The organism is Devosia submarina, from assembly GCF_003056345.1.
In the GTDB taxonomy this organism is placed as follows: domain Bacteria; phylum Pseudomonadota; class Alphaproteobacteria; order Rhizobiales; family Devosiaceae; genus Devosia; species Devosia submarina.
In genome coordinates this window covers 287,150-307,725 of the sequence record NZ_PYWB01000001.1, presented here as the reverse complement: position 1 = coordinate 307,725, position 20,576 = coordinate 287,150, and the positions used below count along the sequence as shown (strand labels likewise).

The 20,576-nt window shown below is 60.8% G+C and carries 22 protein-coding genes and 1 riboswitch; of the genes, 10 read left to right on the top strand and 12 right to left on the bottom strand.

What is annotated here, in order from left to right; all coding sequences use genetic code 11:
* Positions 1–171 precede the first annotated feature (171 nt).
* From DDE77_RS01350 to gcvPB, 9 genes are all read left to right on the top strand, one after another.
* Positions 172–570, top strand: coding sequence for an AtpZ/AtpI family protein (locus DDE77_RS01350; protein ID WP_108395628.1), 399 nt, complete (start codon positions 172–174; stop codon positions 568–570).
* Between the two features lie 8 nt (positions 571–578).
* Positions 579–1,355: a F0F1 ATP synthase subunit A gene (locus DDE77_RS01345; protein WP_108395627.1), complete on the top strand. Its 777-nt coding sequence runs from the start codon at positions 579–581 to the stop codon at positions 1,353–1,355.
* Between the two features lie 62 nt (positions 1,356–1,417).
* A complete protein-coding gene (locus DDE77_RS01340) occupies positions 1,418–1,645 on the top strand; it encodes a F0F1 ATP synthase subunit C (RefSeq protein ID WP_108395626.1) in 228 nt (75 codons plus the stop codon).
* Between the two features lie 98 nt (positions 1,646–1,743).
* A complete protein-coding gene (locus DDE77_RS01335) occupies positions 1,744–2,397 on the top strand; it encodes a F0F1 ATP synthase subunit B (protein WP_425430723.1) in 654 nt (217 codons plus the stop codon).
* Positions 2,398–2,402: 5 nt separating this feature from the next.
* Positions 2,403–2,888 carry a F0F1 ATP synthase subunit B family protein gene (locus tag DDE77_RS01330; protein WP_108395624.1) on the top strand — a complete coding sequence of 162 codons (486 nt, stop codon included), beginning with the start codon at positions 2,403–2,405 and terminating at the stop codon, positions 2,886–2,888.
* 337 nt (positions 2,889–3,225) lie between these two features.
* Positions 3,226–3,323: riboswitch (glycine riboswitch) on the top strand.
* Positions 3,324–3,384: 61 nt separating this feature from the next.
* Positions 3,385–4,551, top strand: coding sequence for a glycine cleavage system aminomethyltransferase GcvT (gcvT, locus tag DDE77_RS01325; protein WP_108395623.1), 1,167 nt, complete (start codon positions 3,385–3,387; stop codon positions 4,549–4,551).
* 10 nt (positions 4,552–4,561) lie between these two features.
* Positions 4,562–4,927, top strand: a complete 366-nt coding sequence (gcvH, locus tag DDE77_RS01320) for a glycine cleavage system protein GcvH (protein WP_108395622.1) — start codon at positions 4,562–4,564, stop codon at positions 4,925–4,927.
* A 23-nt stretch (positions 4,928–4,950) separates the two neighbouring features.
* A complete protein-coding gene (gene gcvPA, locus DDE77_RS01315; RefSeq protein ID WP_108395621.1) occupies positions 4,951–6,294 on the top strand; it encodes an aminomethyl-transferring glycine dehydrogenase subunit GcvPA in 1,344 nt (447 codons plus the stop codon).
* Positions 6,291–7,838: an aminomethyl-transferring glycine dehydrogenase subunit GcvPB gene (gcvPB, locus tag DDE77_RS01310; protein WP_108395620.1), complete on the top strand. Its 1,548-nt coding sequence runs from the start codon at positions 6,291–6,293 to the stop codon at positions 7,836–7,838. The genes gcvPA and gcvPB overlap by 4 nt, the downstream gene beginning before the upstream one ends.
* 143 nt (positions 7,839–7,981) lie before the next feature.
* Here gcvPB and DDE77_RS01305 read toward each other — a convergent pair whose 3' ends face one another.
* From DDE77_RS01305 to DDE77_RS01295, 3 genes are all read right to left on the bottom strand, one after another.
* Positions 7,982–8,569: a hypothetical protein gene (locus DDE77_RS01305; protein ID WP_108395619.1), complete on the bottom strand. Its 588-nt coding sequence runs from the start codon at positions 8,567–8,569 to the stop codon at positions 7,982–7,984.
* Positions 8,570–8,589: 20 nt separating this feature from the next.
* A complete protein-coding gene (locus DDE77_RS01300; protein WP_108395618.1) occupies positions 8,590–9,084 on the bottom strand; it encodes a peroxiredoxin family protein in 495 nt (164 codons plus the stop codon).
* A 94-nt stretch (positions 9,085–9,178) separates the two neighbouring features.
* Positions 9,179–9,994, bottom strand: coding sequence for a protein-disulfide reductase DsbD domain-containing protein (locus DDE77_RS01295; RefSeq protein WP_157959594.1), 816 nt, complete (start codon positions 9,992–9,994; stop codon positions 9,179–9,181).
* Positions 9,995–10,124: 130 nt separating this feature from the next.
* On the opposite strand from DDE77_RS01295, the gene DDE77_RS01290 reads away from it, so the two are divergent.
* On the top strand, positions 10,125–10,700 hold the full coding sequence (locus DDE77_RS01290) for a YqgE/AlgH family protein (protein ID WP_108395616.1): 576 nt from the start codon (positions 10,125–10,127) through the stop codon (positions 10,698–10,700).
* Here DDE77_RS01290 and DDE77_RS01285 read toward each other — a convergent pair.
* From DDE77_RS01285 to DDE77_RS01245, 9 genes are all read right to left on the bottom strand, one after another.
* Positions 10,697–13,576, bottom strand: coding sequence for an EAL domain-containing protein (locus tag DDE77_RS01285; protein ID WP_108395615.1), 2,880 nt, complete (start codon positions 13,574–13,576; stop codon positions 10,697–10,699). The two genes, DDE77_RS01290 and DDE77_RS01285, sit on opposite strands and share 4 nt — an antisense overlap.
* A gap of 187 nt (positions 13,577–13,763) precedes the next feature.
* Positions 13,764–14,339 (bottom strand): GNAT family N-acetyltransferase, encoded by a 576-nt coding sequence (locus tag DDE77_RS01280; protein ID WP_245895044.1) that lies wholly within the window; start codon positions 14,337–14,339, stop codon positions 13,764–13,766.
* Between the two features lie 37 nt (positions 14,340–14,376).
* Positions 14,377–15,639, bottom strand: a complete 1,263-nt coding sequence (locus tag DDE77_RS01275) for a M16 family metallopeptidase (RefSeq protein WP_108395613.1) — start codon at positions 15,637–15,639, stop codon at positions 14,377–14,379.
* A 51-nt stretch (positions 15,640–15,690) separates the two neighbouring features.
* Positions 15,691–17,085 carry a threonine synthase gene (gene thrC / locus DDE77_RS01270; RefSeq protein WP_108395612.1) on the bottom strand — a complete coding sequence of 465 codons (1,395 nt, stop codon included), beginning with the start codon at positions 17,083–17,085 and terminating at the stop codon, positions 15,691–15,693.
* A 70-nt stretch (positions 17,086–17,155) separates the two neighbouring features.
* Positions 17,156–17,911 (bottom strand): SURF1 family protein, encoded by a 756-nt coding sequence (locus tag DDE77_RS01265; RefSeq protein ID WP_157959593.1) that lies wholly within the window; start codon positions 17,909–17,911, stop codon positions 17,156–17,158.
* A gap of 119 nt (positions 17,912–18,030) precedes the next feature.
* Positions 18,031–18,831, bottom strand: coding sequence for a cytochrome c oxidase subunit 3 (locus tag DDE77_RS01260; RefSeq protein WP_108395610.1), 801 nt, complete (start codon positions 18,829–18,831; stop codon positions 18,031–18,033).
* Between the two features lie 35 nt (positions 18,832–18,866).
* The gene (locus tag DDE77_RS01255) at positions 18,867–19,433 is read right to left on the bottom strand and encodes a cytochrome c oxidase assembly protein (RefSeq protein ID WP_108395609.1); all 567 of its coding nucleotides are present in this window, start codon (positions 19,431–19,433) and stop codon (positions 18,867–18,869) included.
* Positions 19,433–19,615: a hypothetical protein gene (locus tag DDE77_RS01250; RefSeq protein WP_108395608.1), complete on the bottom strand. Its 183-nt coding sequence runs from the start codon at positions 19,613–19,615 to the stop codon at positions 19,433–19,435. The genes DDE77_RS01255 and DDE77_RS01250 overlap by 1 nt, the downstream gene beginning before the upstream one ends.
* On the bottom strand, positions 19,612–20,547 hold the full coding sequence (locus tag DDE77_RS01245) for a heme o synthase (protein ID WP_108395607.1): 936 nt from the start codon (positions 20,545–20,547) through the stop codon (positions 19,612–19,614). Before DDE77_RS01245 ends, DDE77_RS01250 begins: the two co-directional genes overlap by 4 nt.
* Positions 20,548–20,576: the final 29 nt, after the last annotated feature.

Here is a 20,576-nt window from a genome sequence, read left to right as displayed (position 1 = left end):
TGATGTGGACAGCATGCCGCACCCCTGCTCCGTCGAAAATTACTTTATCAAAACAATGACTTAAGGCTGATAAGCTTGTCTTGACACTCCCGGACCCCGCCACTATGTTGCGCGCGACTTAAAAGGGTGTCCCGGATTCAACGGGAAAAGGCCGGCTGGGGGAGCGCGCGGATGACAAAACCGCAGGATACCGAAGGCAGGCCCGAGAACACCGGAGAGGCGACACGGGATCTTGCATCGCGGATCGCCTCAGCCAAGCGGGAACGCGAGGCGGAGGACAAAAGAGCCTCTGCAGACAATTCCCGGGAGATGACCGGACTGGCGCGCGGCATGCGCATCGGCACCGAGTTCATCGCCGCGATCGTGGTGGGTACCCTGATCGGGTATTTAATCGATCTTGGCCTGGGGTCCAGCCCCTGGGGCATGCTCATCATGTTGTTGGTGGGCTTCGCCGCTGGAATACGAAATGTCACCCGTGTGGTGATGCAGATGAATGCCGCCTCATCTGTTCCGCCTGAGTCCGTTTCCGGACCGGCTGGGCAGACGAAGATGACAAATGATGACGCTTAGAGGGCTCCATGGCCGGTACTGACCCGATCCACCAATTTGTCATCTCCGACATTGTCGAGCTATTTACCATTGGTGGAGACGGGACCGAAGGCAGCGGCCTCACCTTCTCGTTCACCAATTCTGGCCTGTTCATGGTCGTTTCGGTCGTGCTGACCACGACTTTCCTGCTGTTCGCCAGCCGGAACCGCAAGCTGGTGCCTGATCGCTGGCAATTGGCGGGGGAGATGTCCTACACCTTCATTGCCAACATGCTGCGAAGTTCAGCGGGCAGCGAGGGCATGCGGTTCTTCCCGTTTGTTTTCTCCATGTTTGCCTTCGTTCTGGTCGGCAACATGCTGGGCATGTTCCCCTATTTCTTCACCTATACCAGCCACATCATCGTCACTTTCGGCCTCGCCATGACGGTGATCCTGGTCGTGACCATCTATGGCTTTGCCCGCCATGGCCTGAAGTTCTTCAAGCTCTTTGCTCCTTCGGGCGTGCCGGCCTATGTGCTGCCCATCGTGATCCCGATCGAGATCGTGTCGTTCCTGTCGCGTCCGATCAGCCTTTCGGTGCGTTTGTTCGGTAACGTGCTCGCAGGTCACATCACCCTCAAGGTTTTCACCGGCTTTGTCGTGTCGCTCGGCGCCCTGGGTGCTCTGGGCTGGCTCGGCGCGCTCCTGCCGATGATCATGGCCGTGGCCATCACGGCTCTCGAAGTCCTCGTCTCAGCCGTCCAGGCCTATGTGTTTGCCGTGCTGACGTCGATGTATCTCAACGATGCGGTTCATCCCTCGCACTGATTGTTGAGCCCCACCCCCGGCGTTGACGCCGAAACGATCTTGTCATTGAAAGGACAACTGAAATGGAAGCCGAAGCCGCAAAGTACATCGGTGCTGGTATCGCAACCCTGGGCATGGCTGGTGCCGCTCTGGGCGTGTCGAGCATCTTCTCGAACTTCCTGACGGGCGCTCTGCGCAATCCGTCGGCCGCTCCAAGCCAGGTCGGTAACCTGATCTTCGGTTTCGCCGTGACCGAAGCTCTGGGCATCTTCTCGTTCCTGGTTGCCCTGATCCTGCTGTTCGTCGCCTAAGTCTGGCACGACCAAGATCCTGGCGCAGCCGAGATTGTTTCGGCTGCGCGTCTTTTTTCCGGCTTCTTGCCGGCTGACCGGATTTCACGGGACCTCACCTGATGGTAACGCAAGCTTTCGCTCAAGAGGCCGAGACGCCGACCGAGCAGAACCTCGACGCCGCGATCGACGCCACCCGCGGCGAGCCTGTGGAAGGCGCTGTGGGACATGATCCTACCGCCGATACACATGCCACCACCGAGGCTCATGGTGGCGAGCATGACTCGGGTGTTTTCCCTCCTTTCGACCCAGCGACCTTCCCCTCGCAGCTGCTGTGGCTCGCCATCACCTTTGGCGCGCTCTATCTGCTGATGAGCAAGCTGGCCCTGCCCCGCATCGGCGGGATCCTGGAAAATCGCAAGCACATCATCGACGCCGATTTGGCGGCCGCTGATGCTTCGCGCCAGAAGACCGACGCCGCCATTGCCGCCTATGAGACTGCCTTGGCCGAAGCCAAGAGCAAGGCACAGGGCATTGCCGACCAGAACCGCGAGACTATCCAGGCTGACCTCGCTGCAAAGCGCAGTGCTGTGGAAGCCGATCTGGGCGCGAAGCTTTCCGCTGCTGAAGCGCGCATTGCCAGCACCAAGGCTGAAGCGATGACCCATGTGGACGAAATCGCCACGGAAACTGCGCAGACCGTCGTGACTCAGCTGGTGGGTGACGTTTCCACCGACAGCGTCCGCGCTGCCGTTGCCAAGGCCAAGGAGTAAGCGCGATGGAATGGCTCGATAACTCATTCTACGCCGCCGTTGCACTGGTTATCTTTATTGGCCTCGTGATCTATTTTGGCATCCCCAAGGTCATCGGGACCATGCTGGACAAGCAGATCCAGAAGATCGCCGACGATTTGGCGGAAGCCAAGAAATTGCGCGAAGAGGCTGCCGCCCTGCTCGTGGAATATGAGCAGAAGCGTGTTGCCGCTGAAAGCGAAGCTGCTGGCATTATCGCTGCTGCTCAGGAAGAAGCAACGCGCCTGACCACGGAAGCCCAGGCTTCGCTGGCTGAACTGGTGGCCCGCCGCACTCGTGCCGTGGAAGACAAGATTGCCCAGGCCGAAGCACAAGCCGTAGCCGAAGTGCGGGCCCGCTCCGCCGATGTAGCGATCGAAGCTGCCCGGCTGGTGCTGGTAGACGAAATGGGCCGTAAGGGTGGCCAGGTTGTTGATCGCGCGATCGGCGATGTTGCCAGCCGGCTGAACTGAGGTTTGGTGCAGGTTTAAGTTTTGCAGGCGGGCCGCAGGGTCCGCCTTTTTCGTTGTCAGTGCACTGGTTGCACCATCCTTTTGTGGAAGATCACTAGTGTGGCTGATCCGTCGCAAATCCAGGCTCTCCACACCCCCTGCCGCCCTCCCCTGTCAAGGAAGAGGTGCCACCTATGCCGTTGGCGGGATCGTGCAAATTCGCGAACGGTGGTGCGTAGGGGCGTTGACGCCCACCTAAAACTCCAGCATGTTGCCTGCGACTGCGGGAGAGACGGATTTCTCCGGCGCCGAAGGAGCAACCGCCCCGGAAACTCTCAGGCCAAAGGACCGCAGTCGGGTCAACAACTCTGGAAAGCGGACCTCGCAAGGGTCCCACCGAAGGAGCAACCAGCGCTCAGCTGGGAAATCTCTCAGGTCAAGGACAGAGGGGGTACGGACAAACGCCGAAAAGGCGATGTGTCCCCGTGCCGCCGTGTTCTTTATCCGGGAAGTGTTGATGGCCCGAGCCTCCGACCAAGACCTCAAGACGACGCCGCTTTACCAGCGCCATTTGGATGCCAATGGCCGCATGGTGCCCTTTGGCGGCTATAGCCTGCCGGTACAATACTCAGCCGGTATCATGGCCGAGCATAAATGGACGCGCGAGCAGGCAGGCCTGTTTGATGTGTCCCATATGGGGCCGAGCTTTCTGACCCTCGCTGATCCCAGCGGCGACGCAGAAGCCGATCATGCGGCAATCGCGGCCATTCTCGAGCCGCTGGTGTGTGGTGACATTGCAGGGCTCAAACCCGGACAGATGCGCTATACGCTGCTGCTCAACAAGCAAGGCGGCACCATTGATGATCTCATGGTTGGTCGCTCGCCGCTTCATCCCGGCTCGCTCTATATCGTGGTCAATGCCGGGACCAAGGAAAACGACTTCGGCGTGATCGCAGCGGCTGCGGGGAACCGGGCCAGGCTGCAGCGGGCCGACGACGGGGCGCTCCTGGCGTTGCAGGGTCCCGAGGCGGTCAATGTCATGGCCCATGTGCTGCCTGCCGCGGCCGAACTGGGCTTCATGCAATATGGCTCCTTTGAATGGGACGGCAACCGGCTTGTGATCTCCCGCTCTGGTTACACAGGGGAAGACGGCTTCGAGATCCTCGCCAAGGCCGATGCGGGCCCGGTACTATGGGACGCCCTGCTCGAGGACGATCGGGTAAAGCCGGTTGGCCTTGGCGCCCGCGATAGTTTGCGCCTTGAGGCCGGCTTGCCCCTTTATGGGCATGATCTCGACGAGACAGTCTCCCCCATCGAGGCCGGGCTGGGCTTTGCCGTGTCCAAGCGACGACGCGAAGCTGGTGACTTTCCTGGTGCAGAGCGCATTCTCGCGGAGCGCAGCGGCCATCTCGCTCGCGTGCGCGTGGGCCTCATCGTTGAAGGGGCTCCGGCTCGTGAAGGCGCCGAGATCCTCGATCAAACAGGAGCCACAATTGGCGTCATCACCAGCGGCGGTTTCGCGCCCTCTCTTGGCAAGGCTATCGCGCTTGGATTCGTGCCGCCCTCGCATTCCACTCCGGGCACGAAGCTACAGGTTGTCGTGCGCAATCGCACGCAAGCCGCCGAAATCGTCCAGACACCCTTTGTGCCCCATCGCTATCTCCGCAAGCCCCTAGTCAGTTGAGAGCTTCCCCATGACCACCAAATTCACTCCGGACCACGAATATATCCGCGTCGAAGGCTTCACAGGCGTTGTGGGCATTACACCCTATGCTCAGGAGGCATTGGGCGACATCGTCTTTGTGGAACTGCCTGAGATCGGCAAGGTGCTCAAAAAGGGCGACGAGGCCGCTGTGGTGGAGTCGGTGAAGGCCGCCTCGGAAATCTACGCCCCAGTTTCAGGCACCGTCACAGAAGTCAATTCAGCGTTGAGCGGCGAGCCGGGCCTGATCAATTCGGACCCCGAAGCGGGTGGCTGGATCTACAAGATTGAGATCGCTGATGCCGGCGAAATCGAGGGCCTGCTCGATTCCGACGCCTATGCCGAGCTGACGCTTTAAGACCTCCAACCAGGCCAATTTTCATGCGCTATCTCCCCCACTCCGAAGCCGAACGCGCCGAAATGCTGGGCATCATCGGCGCGGTCGACATCGATGCCTTGTTTAGCGCCGTCCCATCGCGTGCGCTCAAGAGCTTCGATCTGGGCCTGCCCGCCCACAGCCCCGAATTTATGGTCGAAGCGCATATGAAAGCGCTGGCAGCCAAGAACCATGCCGGTGCCGACGGTCCATTTTTTGTTGGTGCTGGCGCCTATCGCCATCATGTGCCGGCGACCGTTGATCACCTCATCCAGCGCTCGGAATTTTTGACCGCCTATACCCCCTACCAGCCCGAAATTTCCCAGGGCACGCTGCAGATGCTATTCGAATTCCAGACGCAGGTGGCCAAGATCACCGGCATGGATGTGGCGAACGCCTCGCTGTACGACGGCTCCACGGGGACGGCCGAAGCCGTGCTGATGGCGCGGCGGCTGACCAAGCGCAACAAGATCGTTCTGTCCGGCGGATTGCACCCGCATTACCGCGACGTGGTGAAGGCCTATCTCAAGGACGATGCGGACCTCGAATGCCTCTCGGCCTCGCCAGAAGGCCAAGGCGACATCCTCGATCACATCGACGAGCAGACCGCCGCCATCGTGGTGCAGACGCCTGATTTCTACGGCCATCTGCGCAACATCAAGACGGCGGCTGATGCAGCCCATGCCAAGGGTGCGCTGCTCATCGTGGTCATTACCGAAGTGGTATCGCTGGGACTGCTAGAGGCGCCGGGTGCGCTGGGGGCCGATATCGTTGTTGCGGAAGGCCAGTCGATCGGCAATGCCCTCAATTTCGGCGGGCCCTATCTGGGGCTGATGGCGACGCGCAAGGAGTTCATCCGGCAAATGCCGGGGCGGCTATGCGGGGAGACTGTGGATACCGAAGGGCAGCGCGGCTTCGTGCTGACGCTGTCGACGCGCGAGCAGCACATTCGCCGCGAAAAGGCGACCAGCAATATCTGCACCAATTCGGGCCTCTGCGCCCTCGCCTTCTCCATCCATATGGCCCTGCTTGGCGAAGCCGGTTTCAAGCGGCTGGCGCGGCTCAACCACGCCAATGCCTGCAAACTGGCAGATGCACTGGCGGGCGTCCAAGGAGTCGAAGTGCTCAACAAGAGCTTCTTCAACGAAATGACCATTCGCACGCGCCAGCCCGCGGCAGAGCTGGTGGAGCGGCTGGCGGCTCGGGGCATTCTTGCGGGTGTGCCCGTGAGCCGGCTGGAGCCAGACGACGCTTCGATTGCCAATCTGATCGTTCTGGCCGCCACCGAACTCACCACCGACGGCGATATCGCCACCTTGTGCGCCGCGCTTGCGGAGGAACTGCAATGAGCATGAACAATCAGGGACGCCCGACCGGCACCGGCACCTCCAGCTATGCGGCAAGCTCGGGCTCGGCCCTGCTACCCAACGAGCCGTTGCTGTTCGAGATCGGGGATATCGAGCATTCGGGCGTCGATCTGCCCGAGGTGGAGATTTCACTAGACCGGCTCGGCGGGTTCGAGCGCAAGAGCGCGCTTGATCTGGCGGGGCTTACCGAGCCCGAAGCCATGCGCCACTATGTGCGGCTGTCACGGCTCAACCATTCCATCGACAGCGGCATGTATCCCCTGGGATCGTGCACGATGAAGCACAATCCGCGCCTTAACGAGAAGATGGCCCGCTTGCCGGGTTTCAGCGACATCCATCCGCTGCAGCCGGTTTCGACCGTCCAGGGCGCGTTGGAGCTGATGGAGGAGCTGTCGCACTGGCTGATGACGCTGACCAACACGGCCGCTGTGGCGCTCACGCCCAAGGCAGGTGCGCATGGCGAGCTATTGGGCATGATGGCGATCAAGGCTGCGCAGGAAGCGGCTGGCCAGAGCCATCGTCGAATTGTCCTGGTGCCCGAGAGCGCCCACGGCACGAACCCCGCGACGGCAGCGTTCTTGGGCTATTTGGTGAAGCCCATTCCGGCACGGGCTGATGGCACCGTGGATGTGCAGGCGGTCAAGGATGCTCTGTCACCCGACGTTGCGGCGATAATGCTGACTAACCCCAATACCTGCGGCCTCTTCGAACCGCAGGTGATCGAGATTGCCGAAGCCGTTCATGCGGCTGGCGCGTTCTTTTACTGCGATGGCGCCAATTTCAACGCCATCATGGGCGTGGTGCGGCCGGGCGATCTGGGCATCGACGCCATGCACATTAACTTGCATAAGACCTTCTCGACGCCCCATGGTGGCGGCGGGCCGGGTGCGGGTCCGGTTGTGCTGTCGGAAGCCTTGGCGCCGTTCGCGCCGGTACCCTTCGTGCGCAAAGGCGAGAATGGGCTGGAGCTGGTAGAGCATGCGGAAGGCAGTGCTCTTGGTCGCGTAACGGCTTTCCATGGGCAGATGGGCATGTATGTGCGGGCCCTTACCTATATGCTGAGCCATGGCGGCGATGGGCTAGCGCAGGCGGCGCAGGATGCGGTGCTCAACGCCAACTACATCAAGGCGCGGCTCGCCCACGCCTTCTCGGTGCCGTTCGGTGATTATCCGACCATGCACGAGGCGCTGTTCGACGACAGTTTCCTCCAAGGCACGGGTGTCACAACGCTCGACTTCGCCAAGGCGCTGATCGATGAAGGTTTCCACCCCATGACCATGTACTTTCCGCTGGTGGTGCATGGCGCAATGCTGATCGAGCCGACCGAAAGCGAAAGCAAGCAGACGCTGGACCGCTTCTGCGATGTGATGGAAGAGCTCGCGGCTGATGCAAAGGCGGGGAATAAGGAGCGGTTTACATCGGCTCCGGTGAAGGCGCCCCGGCGCCGCCTGGATGAGACACGGGCCGCACGGTCGCCGGTGTTGCGGTGGGAGCGGCCGGTAGAAGCGCTCAAGGCTGCGGAGTAGGCTCCGGGACCGTCGACTCTACATACTCGAGGTCCTCGCGGCCTCGAGCCGGGATCGGTCCTGAGATATCAAGATGGGCCCCGGGCCGAGCCCGGGGTGACATAGTGGGTGGGTGAGAGGGTGCCTCCCAGTCCGCGCTTCTCCTACCCTCTTGTGTCGAAGCCCACCCAGATCGTGATGTCCTCGCCGCCAAGATAAGGCACCTGAACGTTTTCGATGACCTTGACGAACTCGGCCGAGCGGGCGGGTGCAGCTATGGCTACGGGAATGGTGTATTTTTCCGAGAAGATCGCCTGGCCGTCGCGCTCGACGGCGAAGCGCACCGGTGCGTTGACCGAGCTCTGATTGCCTTGAGGTCCGAGGAGCACGCGGCCGACCACCCCCATGTTGACAGTGATCAGCCCGTTGGACACCACGCAATTGCGCGAAGTTTCGTCGATCACGCCCTGGTACTGGAGGGCCCTTGCGTCGCCCGTGCGGCCACTGCCATAATAGAACATGGCCTCGCTGCCCGGACGCACCTTGATGGGTGGGCATTGGGTTGCGATGGCCGGCAAGGCGCTGGTTTGTGCCTGCGCCACAGCGGCCGGTGATGGCGTGGCATTCTGAAGGTTTTGGGTCTGGGCGGAATTGCCCCCGCCCATCAGGCCGCCCATGGAACAGCCGGCCAAAAGAGCGGCACCGCAACCCAGGGTCAGGATACGTACGGCATGTGAAGCGATATTGGTCATTGCAGGGTCCTGACGCGGAACTAAGCTTTGGCGGTTTCGAGAGCCATCAAGATGGCAGGAGCCCCCGTGGCGGTGACGCCCGGAGCATCCTCAAGGAAGATCTGCTGCATGATGCCGTCGCGGATCAGGGCTGCCGAGCGGGTAAACCGGCGGCCCATGCCACTGGCGGACATGTCCTTGGCCAACCCCAATGCATCGGCCAGTTCTGCATTTCCATCGGCCAGGAAATCGATCTCGCCCAAGGCGCCGGAGGCCTCGGCCCAGGTTTTCACCACATGCTTGTCGTTGACGGCGGCGCAGACGATGCGGTCTACGCCTGCGGCGCGGAGCTTGGCTGCATTAGCGACAAAGCTCGGCAGGTGATTAAGGTGGCACGTGGGCGTAAAGGCGCCAGGCACTGAAAAAAATACGACCAAGCCCGAGCCCAGCACGGCATCGCTGGTTGTCTCCATGGTGCCATCGGCGTTGATAAGCTGCGTCTTGACCGATGGTATCGCCTGGCCGCTCTGAATCATGGTGTTGATTTACCCCGTTTACTCGATATGCGACGGCATTGTGCCGCCCAGCCCGTTCCTTGGCACACAAGAGCAAGGCCGGTGGTTGCCGTCCCTATAGCCCAGCTGCCCCAAATTCTATGGTGCGGGTCGTTTCGAATGATCCCTCATCAGTCATGAATGTCAGCTGAACAGATTGCGCGTTCGTGCTGAATTCGTCTGCCCCATCCAAGACCGGCACGACGACTAGGTTTGGTTCGGGGCTTTTTTGCGGCGTTCCGTAATGCGGTGAACCATCGGGCGCGGTGACGATCAGGGAGGACAAATCCACCGCCGATGACATGACTGGGATACGCAATTCACCCTGCGTCGCGTCGTAGATGACGTCGCCGAAAGCCTGCTCGCTCTGCGGCCATTCAATAGGCGCAAGCGCCATGGCCTGTTTTATGCGCAAACCATTGGCGCTATCGGGCTTGCTATTGGCCAGCGGCATGGAAAAGCTCGCCTGGGCGGGAACGCAGATGTCCGAGCATACTCCGAGCACGGAGTGAAGCTTCAGCTCGGGCGCATCGCCGGTAAGTTGCAGTTCCACGGGAAGGACCGTCGGGCCATAATAGACATAGTCGAGATAATCGGCAGTCTGGTCACGCTTGGGGAAGGGCCAATGGACCGCATGGTCCTCCACCCCGGTTGAGCTGGAAAAATCAAGTTCGGCCGGAAAGCCCGTGTCGCCTGGTATGCGCCAATAAGTCTTGGTGTTTTCCGGCATGTTGATTTCCAGCGCGATCAGCGTCGTGCCATCAGGCTTGATCTTGCCGGTGCTGATCAGGCGCATCTCGACCTCCGGGGCAATTTCCTGCCACGGTGTTTCGCCCGCGCGGGCGGAGCCGGTGAAAAGGGCCAGAATGGCCAAAGCCAGTAAACAGCGCATTGCGCTCGCCATTAACGCAGGACAGGGTGAATAAATAGCTGACAGGCTATCATCGCTTCGTGATCCCACCCGCCATCACCTGCGTTGCTGCGGTCTTGGCAGCTTGGGACGCTCGTCTTACATTGGGCCCATGAACTCACTTGAAGGACAGTTTCTCATCGCCATGCCCGACATGCAGGATGAGAACTTTGCACAAAGCGTTATTCTTGTTGTGGGCCATGGTAGCGAAGGCGCCATGGGGCTCGTCGTTAACCAGGAGCTCGCCGATCTGCGATTTGCCGATATTCTCGATGAGCTGGATCTGGGCGACCCCGACGCGGTGATCCGCCTGCCCGACTCAATTCGCGAGCGCACGGTCATGCGTGGTGGGCCGGTGGAAAAAGGGCGCGGTTTCGTGCTCCATACGTCCGACTACGTCAGCGGCAACAGCTACAGGGTTGGCGACGATGTCTGCCTGACGGCCACGCTGGATGTGCTCAAGGCCATGGCCTTCGGGCCTGCGCCCAAATCATCCTTGCTTGCATTGGGGTGCTGCGGCTGGAGCCCGGGCCAGCTGGAAGACGAGATCGCGCGCAATGGCTGGCTTACGGCCCCCTTCTCGCGCGAACTGGTGTTCGAGACACCGGTTGAGCAACGTTATGAAGCGGCCTTGGCGAGCCTGCACATCACCCGGGCAAGCTTGAGCTCGGATGTTGGCCACGCCTAGCGCCCTAACTGAGCACTGAGCTTTTTGGTGAATTCGATTCCCGTCATGGCCGCGCCGAAGGCGAAGCCTTGGGCATAGCGGCAGTTGAGCTGACGCAGGCGCTCGATTTCGTCCAGGGTTTCCACTCCCTCGGCAATCACCATCAGATCAAGATCGGTTGCGAGAGCCACGATCGAGCGGATGATCGGGGCCTGGGTGTGAGCCATGCCGTTCTCCTGACCCATCTTCACGAAGGTCTGCGGGATCTTGACCGTGTCAAACGGGAACCGGTGCAGATAGCTCAGGGATGAATGGCCGGTGCCGAAATCATCGAGTGCCAAGCCCAGCCCAAGGTCGCGGAGCGCCTGCAGCATATAGGCGGAATGCTCGGGATTGGTCATCACCTGCGATTCGGTAATCTCGAGCTTTAGGTGCTGGGCTAGCGCCTTGTCCTGACTTACCAGATTGCGCATGTCATTGAGCAGGGTTTCGGTCGCCAATTGGCTGGGCGACAGGTTGACCGCGATAAAAAAATCTTCGGGCAACCCGATCGTGTTCATCCAGTCCTTGGCTTGCCCTGCAGCCTGCTCGAAGGACAGGCGGCCGAGCTTCTCGATCTGGCCGGAGCGCTCTGCCAGGGCCACGAACTCATCGGGGTTGACGGCACCGCGCGTGGGGTGCTGCCAGCGCATCAATGCCTCGGCGCCGGCCATCTGACCGGTCTGGATGTCCATGATGGGCTGGAACTGCACATGCAATTCGCCCTGCTTCATGCCGCGTTCCAGATCCTCTTCGCTCGCCCGATTGTAGGCTGCAATGGAGCGGGCCGAGGCGCGATAGGCTTCGATGCGGTCGCCGCCTAGGCGCTTGGCGTAGTACATGGCAAGTTCAGCGTCGCGCAGCACATCCGCAGCTTCAGCCGGATTGCTGTCATAGATGGTGACGCCAATGGATGCCGTGAGCGAGAGGTCCCGGTCGCCAAAATTGAAGGGGGCCTTCAGCGCCTTGCGAATCTGCTCGGCTGTTTCGGCGATTTTGCCGGCCACCTGCTCGGATGCCAAGATAACCGCGAACTGATCGCTGGTAACGCGCGCCACAGTATCGAGCGGGCGCAGCACGCGCGAAATGCGGCGGGAGATGGCGAGCAGGACCGAGTCGGCCGCCGAGTGCCCGATCCGCTCTTCGAGCTCCATGAAGCGGTCGATGTCGATCAGGAACACGGCCGGCTTGATGCCGCCCGGTGTGCGGGCGCGCACCAGCGCGCGCTCCAGACGATCCAGGAACAGCATGCGATTGGGCAAGCCCGTGAGGCTGTCATGCACAGCGTCATGAAGGAGTCGCTCGCGCGCGGCCCGGTCTTCAGTGACGTCCTGCAGGGTGCCCACAATGCGGTTGACCTGCCCGTCGCCCCCGATCACGGGCTTTACCCGCATGCGGAAGGCGCGATAGCTGCCATCATGGCCGGCTATGCGCATGTCGGTGGAGACTTTGCCGCGGCGCAGTTCCACCAACGTATCAAAGGCCGTGCGGAAGCGGTCACGGTCATCCGGGTGTACGCGATCGAGCCAACGCTTGATGGCGCCGCGCAGGGCGCCACGCTTTTCGCCCAATCGGGTTGCCAGTTCATCGCTGACCGAGACGCGGTCACGCTCGATGTTCCAGTCGAACACGAAATCGCCAGAGCCGGTGAGTGCTAGCGCGCGCCGCTCCACTTCGGACAGCGTGCCGATGGACACCTGCCCTTCGGAAAAGGCGTGCTGCACGGCCGTAAAGCCCAGGAGCATGACGATCAACACCAACCCGCCCCCGACGGCAGGCTGGGCTATGTCATTGGAGACCTGGCCCGAAACAACCAGCCAGGAATAGAACAGCCAGGCGATGAAGATGATCCAGGTGGGCACTAGGAGCACCGCGCGGTCATAGCCGCGCAGGGCCAGAAGGAGGATCAGGAAGAAGCCGGAAAGACCGAGCAGCGCCAGCACCAACCGCGCAATGCTCGCCGCAATCGCCGGCTGAAAGAAGGCAAAGGCGAACAAGGCAAGGAACAGCGCGGCAAGACCCAGCGCCAGATGCACGAAGCGCAAGTGCCAGCGGTGCAAATTGAGGTAGATGAACAAAAAACCTGCCAGCGTTGTTGCAAGGCCAGCCTCGGCCGCAGCGCGCAGGGGCTGCATGCCGCTGGCGGGCAGGCCCAGGAGGCGGCCCAGCACGCCAAAATCGATCAGCAGGTAGATCAACACGGCCCAGGCAAAGGCGGCCGTCGCGGGGAATACCCCCCTGCCCTTCACCACGAACATGATGGTGAGGAAAATTGCCGCCAGTGACGCCACGCCCAGCACCACGCCCCTGAACAGGGTGAAGCTGTTGACGTAGTCGCGATAGGCATTGGGCTGCCACAGATAGAGCTCGGGCAGATCGCCGGAGGTAAGTTCGGCAACAAAGGTGACGGTAGCGCCGGGGTCCAGCGTCACTTCGAAAACATCGGCTTCGCTGTCGGTGAGGCGAACCGGGCGAATGCCGGCGCTTGGCGTGAGCGCGGTCAGCCGATCATTGCCGAGATCGGGCTGGAAGATGCCTGAGCCGGGCAGCCGGAAGAATGGGGCGACGAGGAGCCGCTCGACCTGCTGGTCGCTTTCGTTGCGCAAGGCAAACAGCGCGAAATTGGGTGTCGTGCCGCGCTCGGAGGCCAAAACCTCGATGCGCCGGATAATGCCATCCGCGCCAGGCGCAGTGGAGAGCTGGATGCGCCCTTCCGGCCCTGGCTGGATCTCGATGACCTCGGACAGATTGACAGCATTGACGTCCTCGGGGACGGAAATGACTTCGAACGCCGAGGCGGGTGCGAGGACGGCCAGCGCGAACGCAAAACACATCGCGAGTGCATAGAGGTGACGCATCAGGGGCGATTATATCCTGCGGTAGGCTTCATTGTGGCAGCGGACCGGACTTATCGCGATTGCGACTGGGTGCAAGGACGGTGCGCTCCAAGGCGGGAGCAAGCCTTGGTAGCGGGGATTATTCCCGACGACAAGGTTAGCGGCGTGTTGCCAATAAGCAACGACTTTGCAGCGGGTCGTTGGACCTTCAGCGTTGCGTATAGCGCCGGCTCTCGTAGCGCTCTCGCGTCAAGCCAAACAGCACATGGTCTTCCCAGCGACCGTTGATCTGGAGGTATTTCTCGGCAAAGCCTTCTTCCACAAAGCCGTTCTTTTCCAGTACGCGGCGTGACGCCATGTTGCCGGGCAGGAAGGCCGCATGAATACGGTGAAGGTCCAGCGTGTCGAAAACAAAGGGCAGGCAGGTGGCGACGGCTTCGGTCATGATCCCCTTGCCGGCAAAGGGCTGGCCCATCCAATAGCCCAGATTGACAAACTGGGCAGCCCGCCGCCGAACATTGGAGAGGGTTATCCCGCCTACCAGGATCTCCTGCTGACCCTTGAGGACAAAGACGAAAAAGGAATAGTCCGTGCCCGCTTCGGCCTCTTCGCGCGCCCGCCGGACGCGCATTGCGAAGATGCGCCGACTCAGATCGGCTTCGCTCCAGCGGGGCTCAAAGGGCTTTAGGAATTCGCGGCTGTCGAGCCGCAGCTTGTACCAGGGCTCGTAATCGCTCATTTGCGGCAGGCGCAGCAACAATTGCTTGCCCCGAAGGGCGATCAAGGGGGTCGCCGACGACCAGGGCCATTGCACGGCCATGTCAGCTTTTCAGATAATCGCCAATGGCGCCAACGTCGGCGAGATTGCCGATGGGCCCAATGCCAGCAAGGGTTGGTGAGCCTTGCGTGAAAATCTGTTCGGCTATGTCCTGGACGCGCTTGGCCGTAATGGCGTTGATGCGATCAACCGTTTCCTGCATGGGGATTGGCCTGCCCCAGAGGATCTGCTGGCGGGCAAGCTGGCCAGCACGGGCCGAGGGGCTTTCCAGCGACATCAGCAGCCCGGCGCGAATCTGGTTGCGCACGCGGATCACCTCTTCTTCGGTGATCGACTGGGTAGCGCGCTTGAGTTCATCGAGAACCACCGGGACGAGATCAGCGACTTCTTCTTCACCGGTTGCCGCGGCAACGCCGAATACGCCACTATCGGCAAAGGCCCAGTGGAAGGAATAAACGGAATAGCAGAGGCCGCGGCGCTCACGCACTTCCTGGAACAGGCGCGAGCTCATGCCGCCACCGAGAATGGAGGCGAGAACCTGGGCTGCATAGAAACCATCGGCATTATAGGCACGGCCTTCAAAACCAATGACGATGTGCGCCTGTTCATGGTCGGACTGGAGACGCTCCTCCCCGCCCTGGTATTCTGCTCGTTGCGGAGCTGGTGCGCCATTGGGCTTGAGGTCGGCAAAGCGCGTGCGGGCGACTTCCACAAGCCCATCATGGTCGACATTGCCGGCCGCGGCCATAACCATGTGATCGCCGACATAATTCCGGTTCATGTATTTGCGGATCATGTCGGGGTTGAAGTCGCGGACCGAGTCCACGGTGCCCAGGATGGTGCGCCCGATGGGCTGGGTGGGAAAGGCCGCCGCTTGGAACAGATCGAACACGTAATCGTCCGGGTTGTCGCGGGCAGCGCCGATCTCCTGGACGATCACCTGCTTTTCACGCGTCAGCTCATCATTATCGAAGAGCGAATTCTGCAAGATGTCGCTGAGGATATCGGCGGCGAGCACCACATCTTCCTTGAGGACTCTGGCGAAATAGCCGGTGTGCTCGATGGAGGTTGCGGCATTGAGATCGCCACCCACATTTTCAATCGCTTCAGCGATTTCGAGCGCATTGCGCGACGTAGTTCCCTTGAATGCCATATGCTCGAGCAGATGGGAGATGCCATGTTCGGCCTTGCGCTCGGAACGGGCTCCTGCCTTGACCCAGACACCCAGGGAAGCACTTTCCAGGTGTGGCATGTCGTCGGACAGGACCACCATGCCATTGTCCAGGGTCGTAGATTGTACGCTCACGCAGTTCTCCTCGGGCCTAGCGGGGCTAAAACCGCATGGTCCTCTTGTGATTCAAGCAGCGCGCGTCCGCGCTGAAATGAATTCTTCAACAAGGTGCTGGTCGTTGGCAAGCACGCTCAGGCGCTCCTCGCGCGAATAAAGATCTGCCAGCCAGGTCGGCAGCGCGGGTTCTATACCGGCCGCCTCACGGACGGACGCGGGGAACTTTGCGGGGTGGGCAGTCGCCAAGGTGATCATGGGCGTCGTGCCGTGAGGCTGGTGGCGGGCGACGTTGACCGCCACGGCCGTGTGGGGATCCAGCAGATAGCCGGCGGCCTGGTGGGTCATGGAAATGGTAGCGCGCGTTTCCGCTTCGCTGGTGCGCGCAGCAGCGAAGTTCTGGCGGATGGCGGCGAGGGCATTCTCGGGCAAGGCAAAGCCGCCCGACTGCTTGAGCCCGTCCATCATGCGCACCACGGCACCAGCATCGCGCCCTGCGCTTTCAAACAGCAGCCGCTCGAAATTGGAGGAGATCTGGATATCCATGGAAGGACTGATGGTGGGCACGACGCCATCCATCTCGTAGCGCCCAGTCTCAAGGGTCCGCGCTAGAATGTCGTTTGAATTGGTGGCGATCACCAGCTTTTCGATCGGCAGGCCCATGGCCTTGGCGCAATAGCCGGCGAAGACATCCCCGAAATTGCCGGTTGGAACGGTGAAGCTCACCGGGCGATGCGGGCTTCCCAGGGACGATGCGGCGGTGAAGTAATAAACAATCTGCGCAACGATGCGGCCCCAGTTGATGGAGTTCACACCGGAAAGCCGAACGCGATCGCGGAAGCGATGGTTGTTGAACATCGCCTTGACGATGTTTTGGCAATCGTCAAACGTCCCCTCAAGCGCCAGATTATGGACATTGGCATCCAGTACGGTCGTCATCTGCAGGCGCTGCACGGGCGAGGTGCGGCCTTGGGGATGAAGAATGAAAATATCTGTGGTGTCGCGACCACGGAATGCTTCGATGGCTGCCGAGCCTGTGTCGCCAGAAGTCGCACCAACAATGGTCGCCTTGAGGCCACGCTCAAGCAGGATATGATCCATGATCCGGCTCAGGAACTGCATGGCCACGTCCTTGAACGCGAGGGTGGGACCATGAAACAGCTCGAGAATGAAATGGTTGGGCTCGAGCTCGACTAGCGGCGTCACCGATGGGTGGCGGAAAACGGCGTAGCTTTCCTCGATAATGGTCTTGAGCGTTGTTGCCGGTATTTCATCGCCGACAAAGCGGCTGATGATGTCAAAGGCGACTTCGGAATAGGTCTTGCCGGCGAAAGCGGCTATTTCAGCATGGCTGAGCTGGGGCCAGCTTTGCGGAACATAAAGGCCACCGTCGGATGCCAGACCGGCCAAGACCGCGTCGGAAAAGCCGAGCGCCGGGGCCTGGCCACGCGTTGATATGAATTGCATTCGGGGGGAAGGCCCTTTCAGAATTGCTGCAACCTATAAAAACCCGGAAGCGACCGCAAGTTTTTGCCGGTCAGAGCTTGCGTGGCTGCCGCTGGCGCCAGAGCCAGAAGCCGAGCATGACAACAGCCACGATCGCAAAGCCGTACCAGGTATAGGCATAGCCCAGATGGTTGTTGGAGAAATCCACGATAGTTTCGCCACCTTGCGGCAGCTCACCCGACACGCCTGCGCCCAGGTCGATATAAAAAGGCGCGATGGGCGCTAGTGCCGGATCAACCATGGCAGCAAGCCGGCCGGTATCGCGCACCCATTCAATGCGGTTGGAACTGTCCGCTTCGGGCGTCATGAAGCCCGCAGGCTCGGAAGGACGCAGGAGACCGGAGATGGTGACCTGCGATTCATCGCCTTCGGAGTCCGTCACGGCCGCTTCCTGGAATTCTTCCGGAACAAAACCGCGATTGACGAAGACCGTCCCGCCATCGGCAAGCACAAAGGGCGTCACCACCCAATAGCCGGGGCCAGAAGCAGGTCCCCGTGCGTTGCTGAGATTGGTGAATACCGTCACCGTCTGGTTGTAGCGGAAGGCCCCGGTCAGGGAGACGGGCTGATAGTTGAGGGCTTGGACGTCAAGGCTCGGCCATTGGGCAGCCGGTGGCGCTGGCACGGGAGCAGCGTTTAGGCGCTCCCCGACAAGCGCCACCAGGGCATCCTTTTCGCCCAGGCGCTGCATCTGCCAGGTGCCCAGCCAGACGCATACCGCAGCCAATACAAGCATGAGCACCGCAAAAGTAACCGTCATGATGCGGTGGCGTGCTGGGCTATCCATGGATGTTCCTTGTAGGCGCAAGGTGAACAATGTGAACCAAAGCGGTGAGCAAAGGCTATCTACAAAGGATTGGGGCGCAACCCTCCGGCTGCGCCCCATTTTTTTACCATCTGGATCGATCAGTGGCTGATCGGGACGCCCCAGCTGCCCCAGATATAGATAGAGGCAAACAGGAAGAGCCAGACCACGTCCACGAAGTGCCAGTACCAGGCCGCGAATTCAAAGCCCAGGTGACGCTCCGGCGTGAAGTCGCCGCGATAGGCACGGACCAGGCACACGGCCAGGAAAATGGTGCCGATCAGGACGTGGAAACCGTGCAGGCCCGTCGCCATGAAGAAGGTGGCGCCGTAGATGTTCTGGCCGAAGCTGAAACCGGCCTCGGAATATTCCAGAGCCTGAACGCCGGTGAAGATCACACCGAGCAGAACGGTGAGCCACAGGCCCCATTTAAGTCCGTCGCGATCGCCTTCCAGCAGCGCGTGGTGCGCCCATGTCACGGTGGTGCCCGAGGTCAGCAGCAGAAGCGTGTTGAAGAGCGGCAGGTGGAATGGGTCGAACAGTTCGATCCCGGCCGGCGGCCAATGACCACCCGTGAAGCCTACGCGGGCATACTGCTCAATGTCATCGACTCGGAAGAAGCCGTCGAAATAAGCCCAGAAGAAGGCAAAAAACACCATCACTTCAGAAGCGATGAACAGCATCATGCCGTAACGGTGGTGCAGCTGCACCACGGGTGTGTGGTAGCCGCCATTGGCTTCGCGCACCACGTCGCTCCACCAGGCATACATGGTGTAAAGAACGCCTACGAGACCCACGAAGAAGATCCATGGGGTCCAATCGCGCATCCAAGCAACACCGCCCACGGCCAGAACAAACACAGCCGCCGACATCACGGCGGGCCATGGGCTGGGTTCGACCATGTGGTAGTCGTGGTTTTTCACTAAGTCGGCCAAGGTCAGCTTCCCCCGTTGTCTGAAGCGTAGAAGGTATAAGAGAGGGTGATCTCTTTGATGGTATGGAGCTCGCGGTTCTCGTCGAGCTCTGGATCAACAAAGAACACAATCGGCATCTCAACGGTTTCACCGGGCTGCAGCGTTTGCTCGGTGAAGCAGAAACACTCGATCTTGTTGAAGTAAATGCCGGCACGCTCGGGCGACACGTTGAACGTGGCCGTTCCTGTGATCGGGCGATCGGAATGGTTGGTCGCCACATAATTAACCGTGTTGACTAGGCCGATCGAGTCCGTAATCGAGCTGGCCGGAGAAACGGTCCAGTTGAGGTCGTGGGCGACGTTGGAGTCGAAGCGCACGGTCATTTCGCGCGCGATGGCGCCCTTGGGGCTTTCAGACGCGACTTGTGTCGTGCCGCCATAGCCGGTGACCTGGCAAAACAATTGATAGAGCGGCACTGAGGCGTAGGCCAAGCCTACCATGCCGGCAACCGTGGCTGCGGCCATCAGCGCCACGCGCTTGTTGCGGCGCGCTAGGGTGGTAGTCGCTGAATTCTGACTGATGTCGACCATCAGATTGCCCGATCAAACAGCGCCGGCCCCATCTTGACGATGGTAAGGGCGTAGAATGTCAACGCAAACAGGGCCAGCGCGATCGCAAGGGCAATCGAGCGGCGGCGGCGAACCCGGGAGCGAGCGGCAGCCTGCTCGGCCGATTCAGGCTCGACATGGCGGATTTCATCAGGCGCGCTCATGCGAAAACGCCTCCGAAACGCGCCAACAGATTGTCCGTCATGAAGGCGAAGAAAACGATGAAAAGGTAGCTCAGCGAATAGTTGAACAGGGTTCGCGCTGATCTACGCATCGCAACATCTTCACCCGTGCGCAGCAGGCGCCAGGCCAGCAGCACGAAAGACAGCCCCGTGACCACAGCTACGGCCGTATAGATCGGCCCGGCAAAGCCAAGCCAGGTTGGCAGCATCGCCGAGGCAGCCAGCACAAGCGTATAGCCAAAGATCTGCCGCTTGGTAGACGCGTTCCCCGCCACATTGGGCATCATCGGCACACCTGCGGCGCCGTAGTCGCTTTGCTTGTAGAGCGCCAGCGCCCAGAAATGGGGCGGGGTCCACAGGAAGATGATGAGGAACAGGACCACGCTCTCGATCGAGACCGTGCCCGTGACGGCTGCCCATCCGACCATAGGGGGAAAAGCGCCCGCAGCACCACCGATAACAATGTTCTGCGGCGTGCGGCGCTTGAGCCATATGGTGTAGATGACGGCATAAAAGAAGATGGTGAAGGCCAGCAGCCCCGCTGCGACCCAATTTGTGGCCAGGCCAAGCAGCGCGACTGAAAAAAGCGACAGCACCATGCCAAAGATCAGCGCCTGTTCTGGCGTCATGCGGCCGGCCGGAATAGGACGATTGAGCGTGCGGCTCATGACGGCGTCGATGTCGCTGTCATACCACATGTTAAGGGCCGCCGAGCCCCCTGCTCCAATGGCAATGCAGAGCACGGCGATGATGGCGACGATCGGGTTGATCACACCTGGTGCCACCACAAGGCCGACAATGGCGGTGAAGACAACCAATTGCATGACGCTGGGCTTGAGCAGCGCGAGGTAGTCCTCGACGCGCGCTTCGCCCGTCAAATGTCCCGTGCTTCTGCTGTCGTCGAGGAATGCCACTGGATTGCCTTGCTGTAGTAGGGGACCGC

Bases quoted from the DNA above. Each gene is read 5' to 3' on its own strand.
- DDE77_RS01260 (WP_108395610.1), bottom strand. From the start codon at position 18,831: ATGGTCGAACCCAGCCCATGGCCCGCCGTGATGTCGGCGGCTGTGTTT.
- DDE77_RS01250 (WP_108395608.1), bottom strand. From the start codon at position 19,615: ATGAGCGCGCCTGATGAAATCCGCCATGTCGAGCCTGAATCGGCCGAG.
- DDE77_RS01330 (WP_108395624.1), top strand. From the start codon at position 2,403: ATGGAATGGCTCGATAACTCATTCTACGCCGCCGTTGCACTGGTTATC.
- gcvPA (WP_108395621.1), top strand. From the start codon at position 4,951: ATGCGCTATCTCCCCCACTCCGAAGCCGAACGCGCCGAAATGCTGGGC.
- DDE77_RS01290 (WP_108395616.1), top strand. From the start codon at position 10,125: ATGAACTCACTTGAAGGACAGTTTCTCATCGCCATGCCCGACATGCAG.
- gcvPB (WP_108395620.1), top strand. From the start codon at position 6,291: ATGAGCATGAACAATCAGGGACGCCCGACCGGCACCGGCACCTCCAGC.
- DDE77_RS01345 (WP_108395627.1), top strand. From the start codon at position 579: ATGGCCGGTACTGACCCGATCCACCAATTTGTCATCTCCGACATTGTC.
- DDE77_RS01255 (WP_108395609.1), bottom strand. From the start codon at position 19,433: ATGGTCGACATCAGTCAGAATTCAGCGACTACCACCCTAGCGCGCCGC.
- DDE77_RS01350 (WP_108395628.1), top strand. From the start codon at position 172: ATGACAAAACCGCAGGATACCGAAGGCAGGCCCGAGAACACCGGAGAG.
- gcvT (WP_108395623.1), top strand. From the start codon at position 3,385: ATGGCCCGAGCCTCCGACCAAGACCTCAAGACGACGCCGCTTTACCAG.
- gcvH (WP_108395622.1), top strand. From the start codon at position 4,562: ATGACCACCAAATTCACTCCGGACCACGAATATATCCGCGTCGAAGGC.
- DDE77_RS01285 (WP_108395615.1), bottom strand. From the start codon at position 13,576: ATGCGTCACCTCTATGCACTCGCGATGTGTTTTGCGTTCGCGCTGGCC.
- DDE77_RS01305 (WP_108395619.1), bottom strand. From the start codon at position 8,569: ATGACCAATATCGCTTCACATGCCGTACGTATCCTGACCCTGGGTTGC.
- DDE77_RS01340 (WP_108395626.1), top strand. From the start codon at position 1,418: ATGGAAGCCGAAGCCGCAAAGTACATCGGTGCTGGTATCGCAACCCTG.
- DDE77_RS01265 (WP_157959593.1), bottom strand. From the start codon at position 17,911: ATGGATAGCCCAGCACGCCACCGCATCATGACGGTTACTTTTGCGGTG.
- DDE77_RS01300 (WP_108395618.1), bottom strand. From the start codon at position 9,084: ATGATTCAGAGCGGCCAGGCGATACCATCGGTCAAGACGCAGCTTATC.
- thrC (WP_108395612.1), bottom strand. From the start codon at position 17,085: ATGCAATTCATATCAACGCGTGGCCAGGCCCCGGCGCTCGGCTTTTCC.
- DDE77_RS01295 (WP_157959594.1), bottom strand. From the start codon at position 9,994: ATGCGCTGTTTACTGGCTTTGGCCATTCTGGCCCTTTTCACCGGCTCC.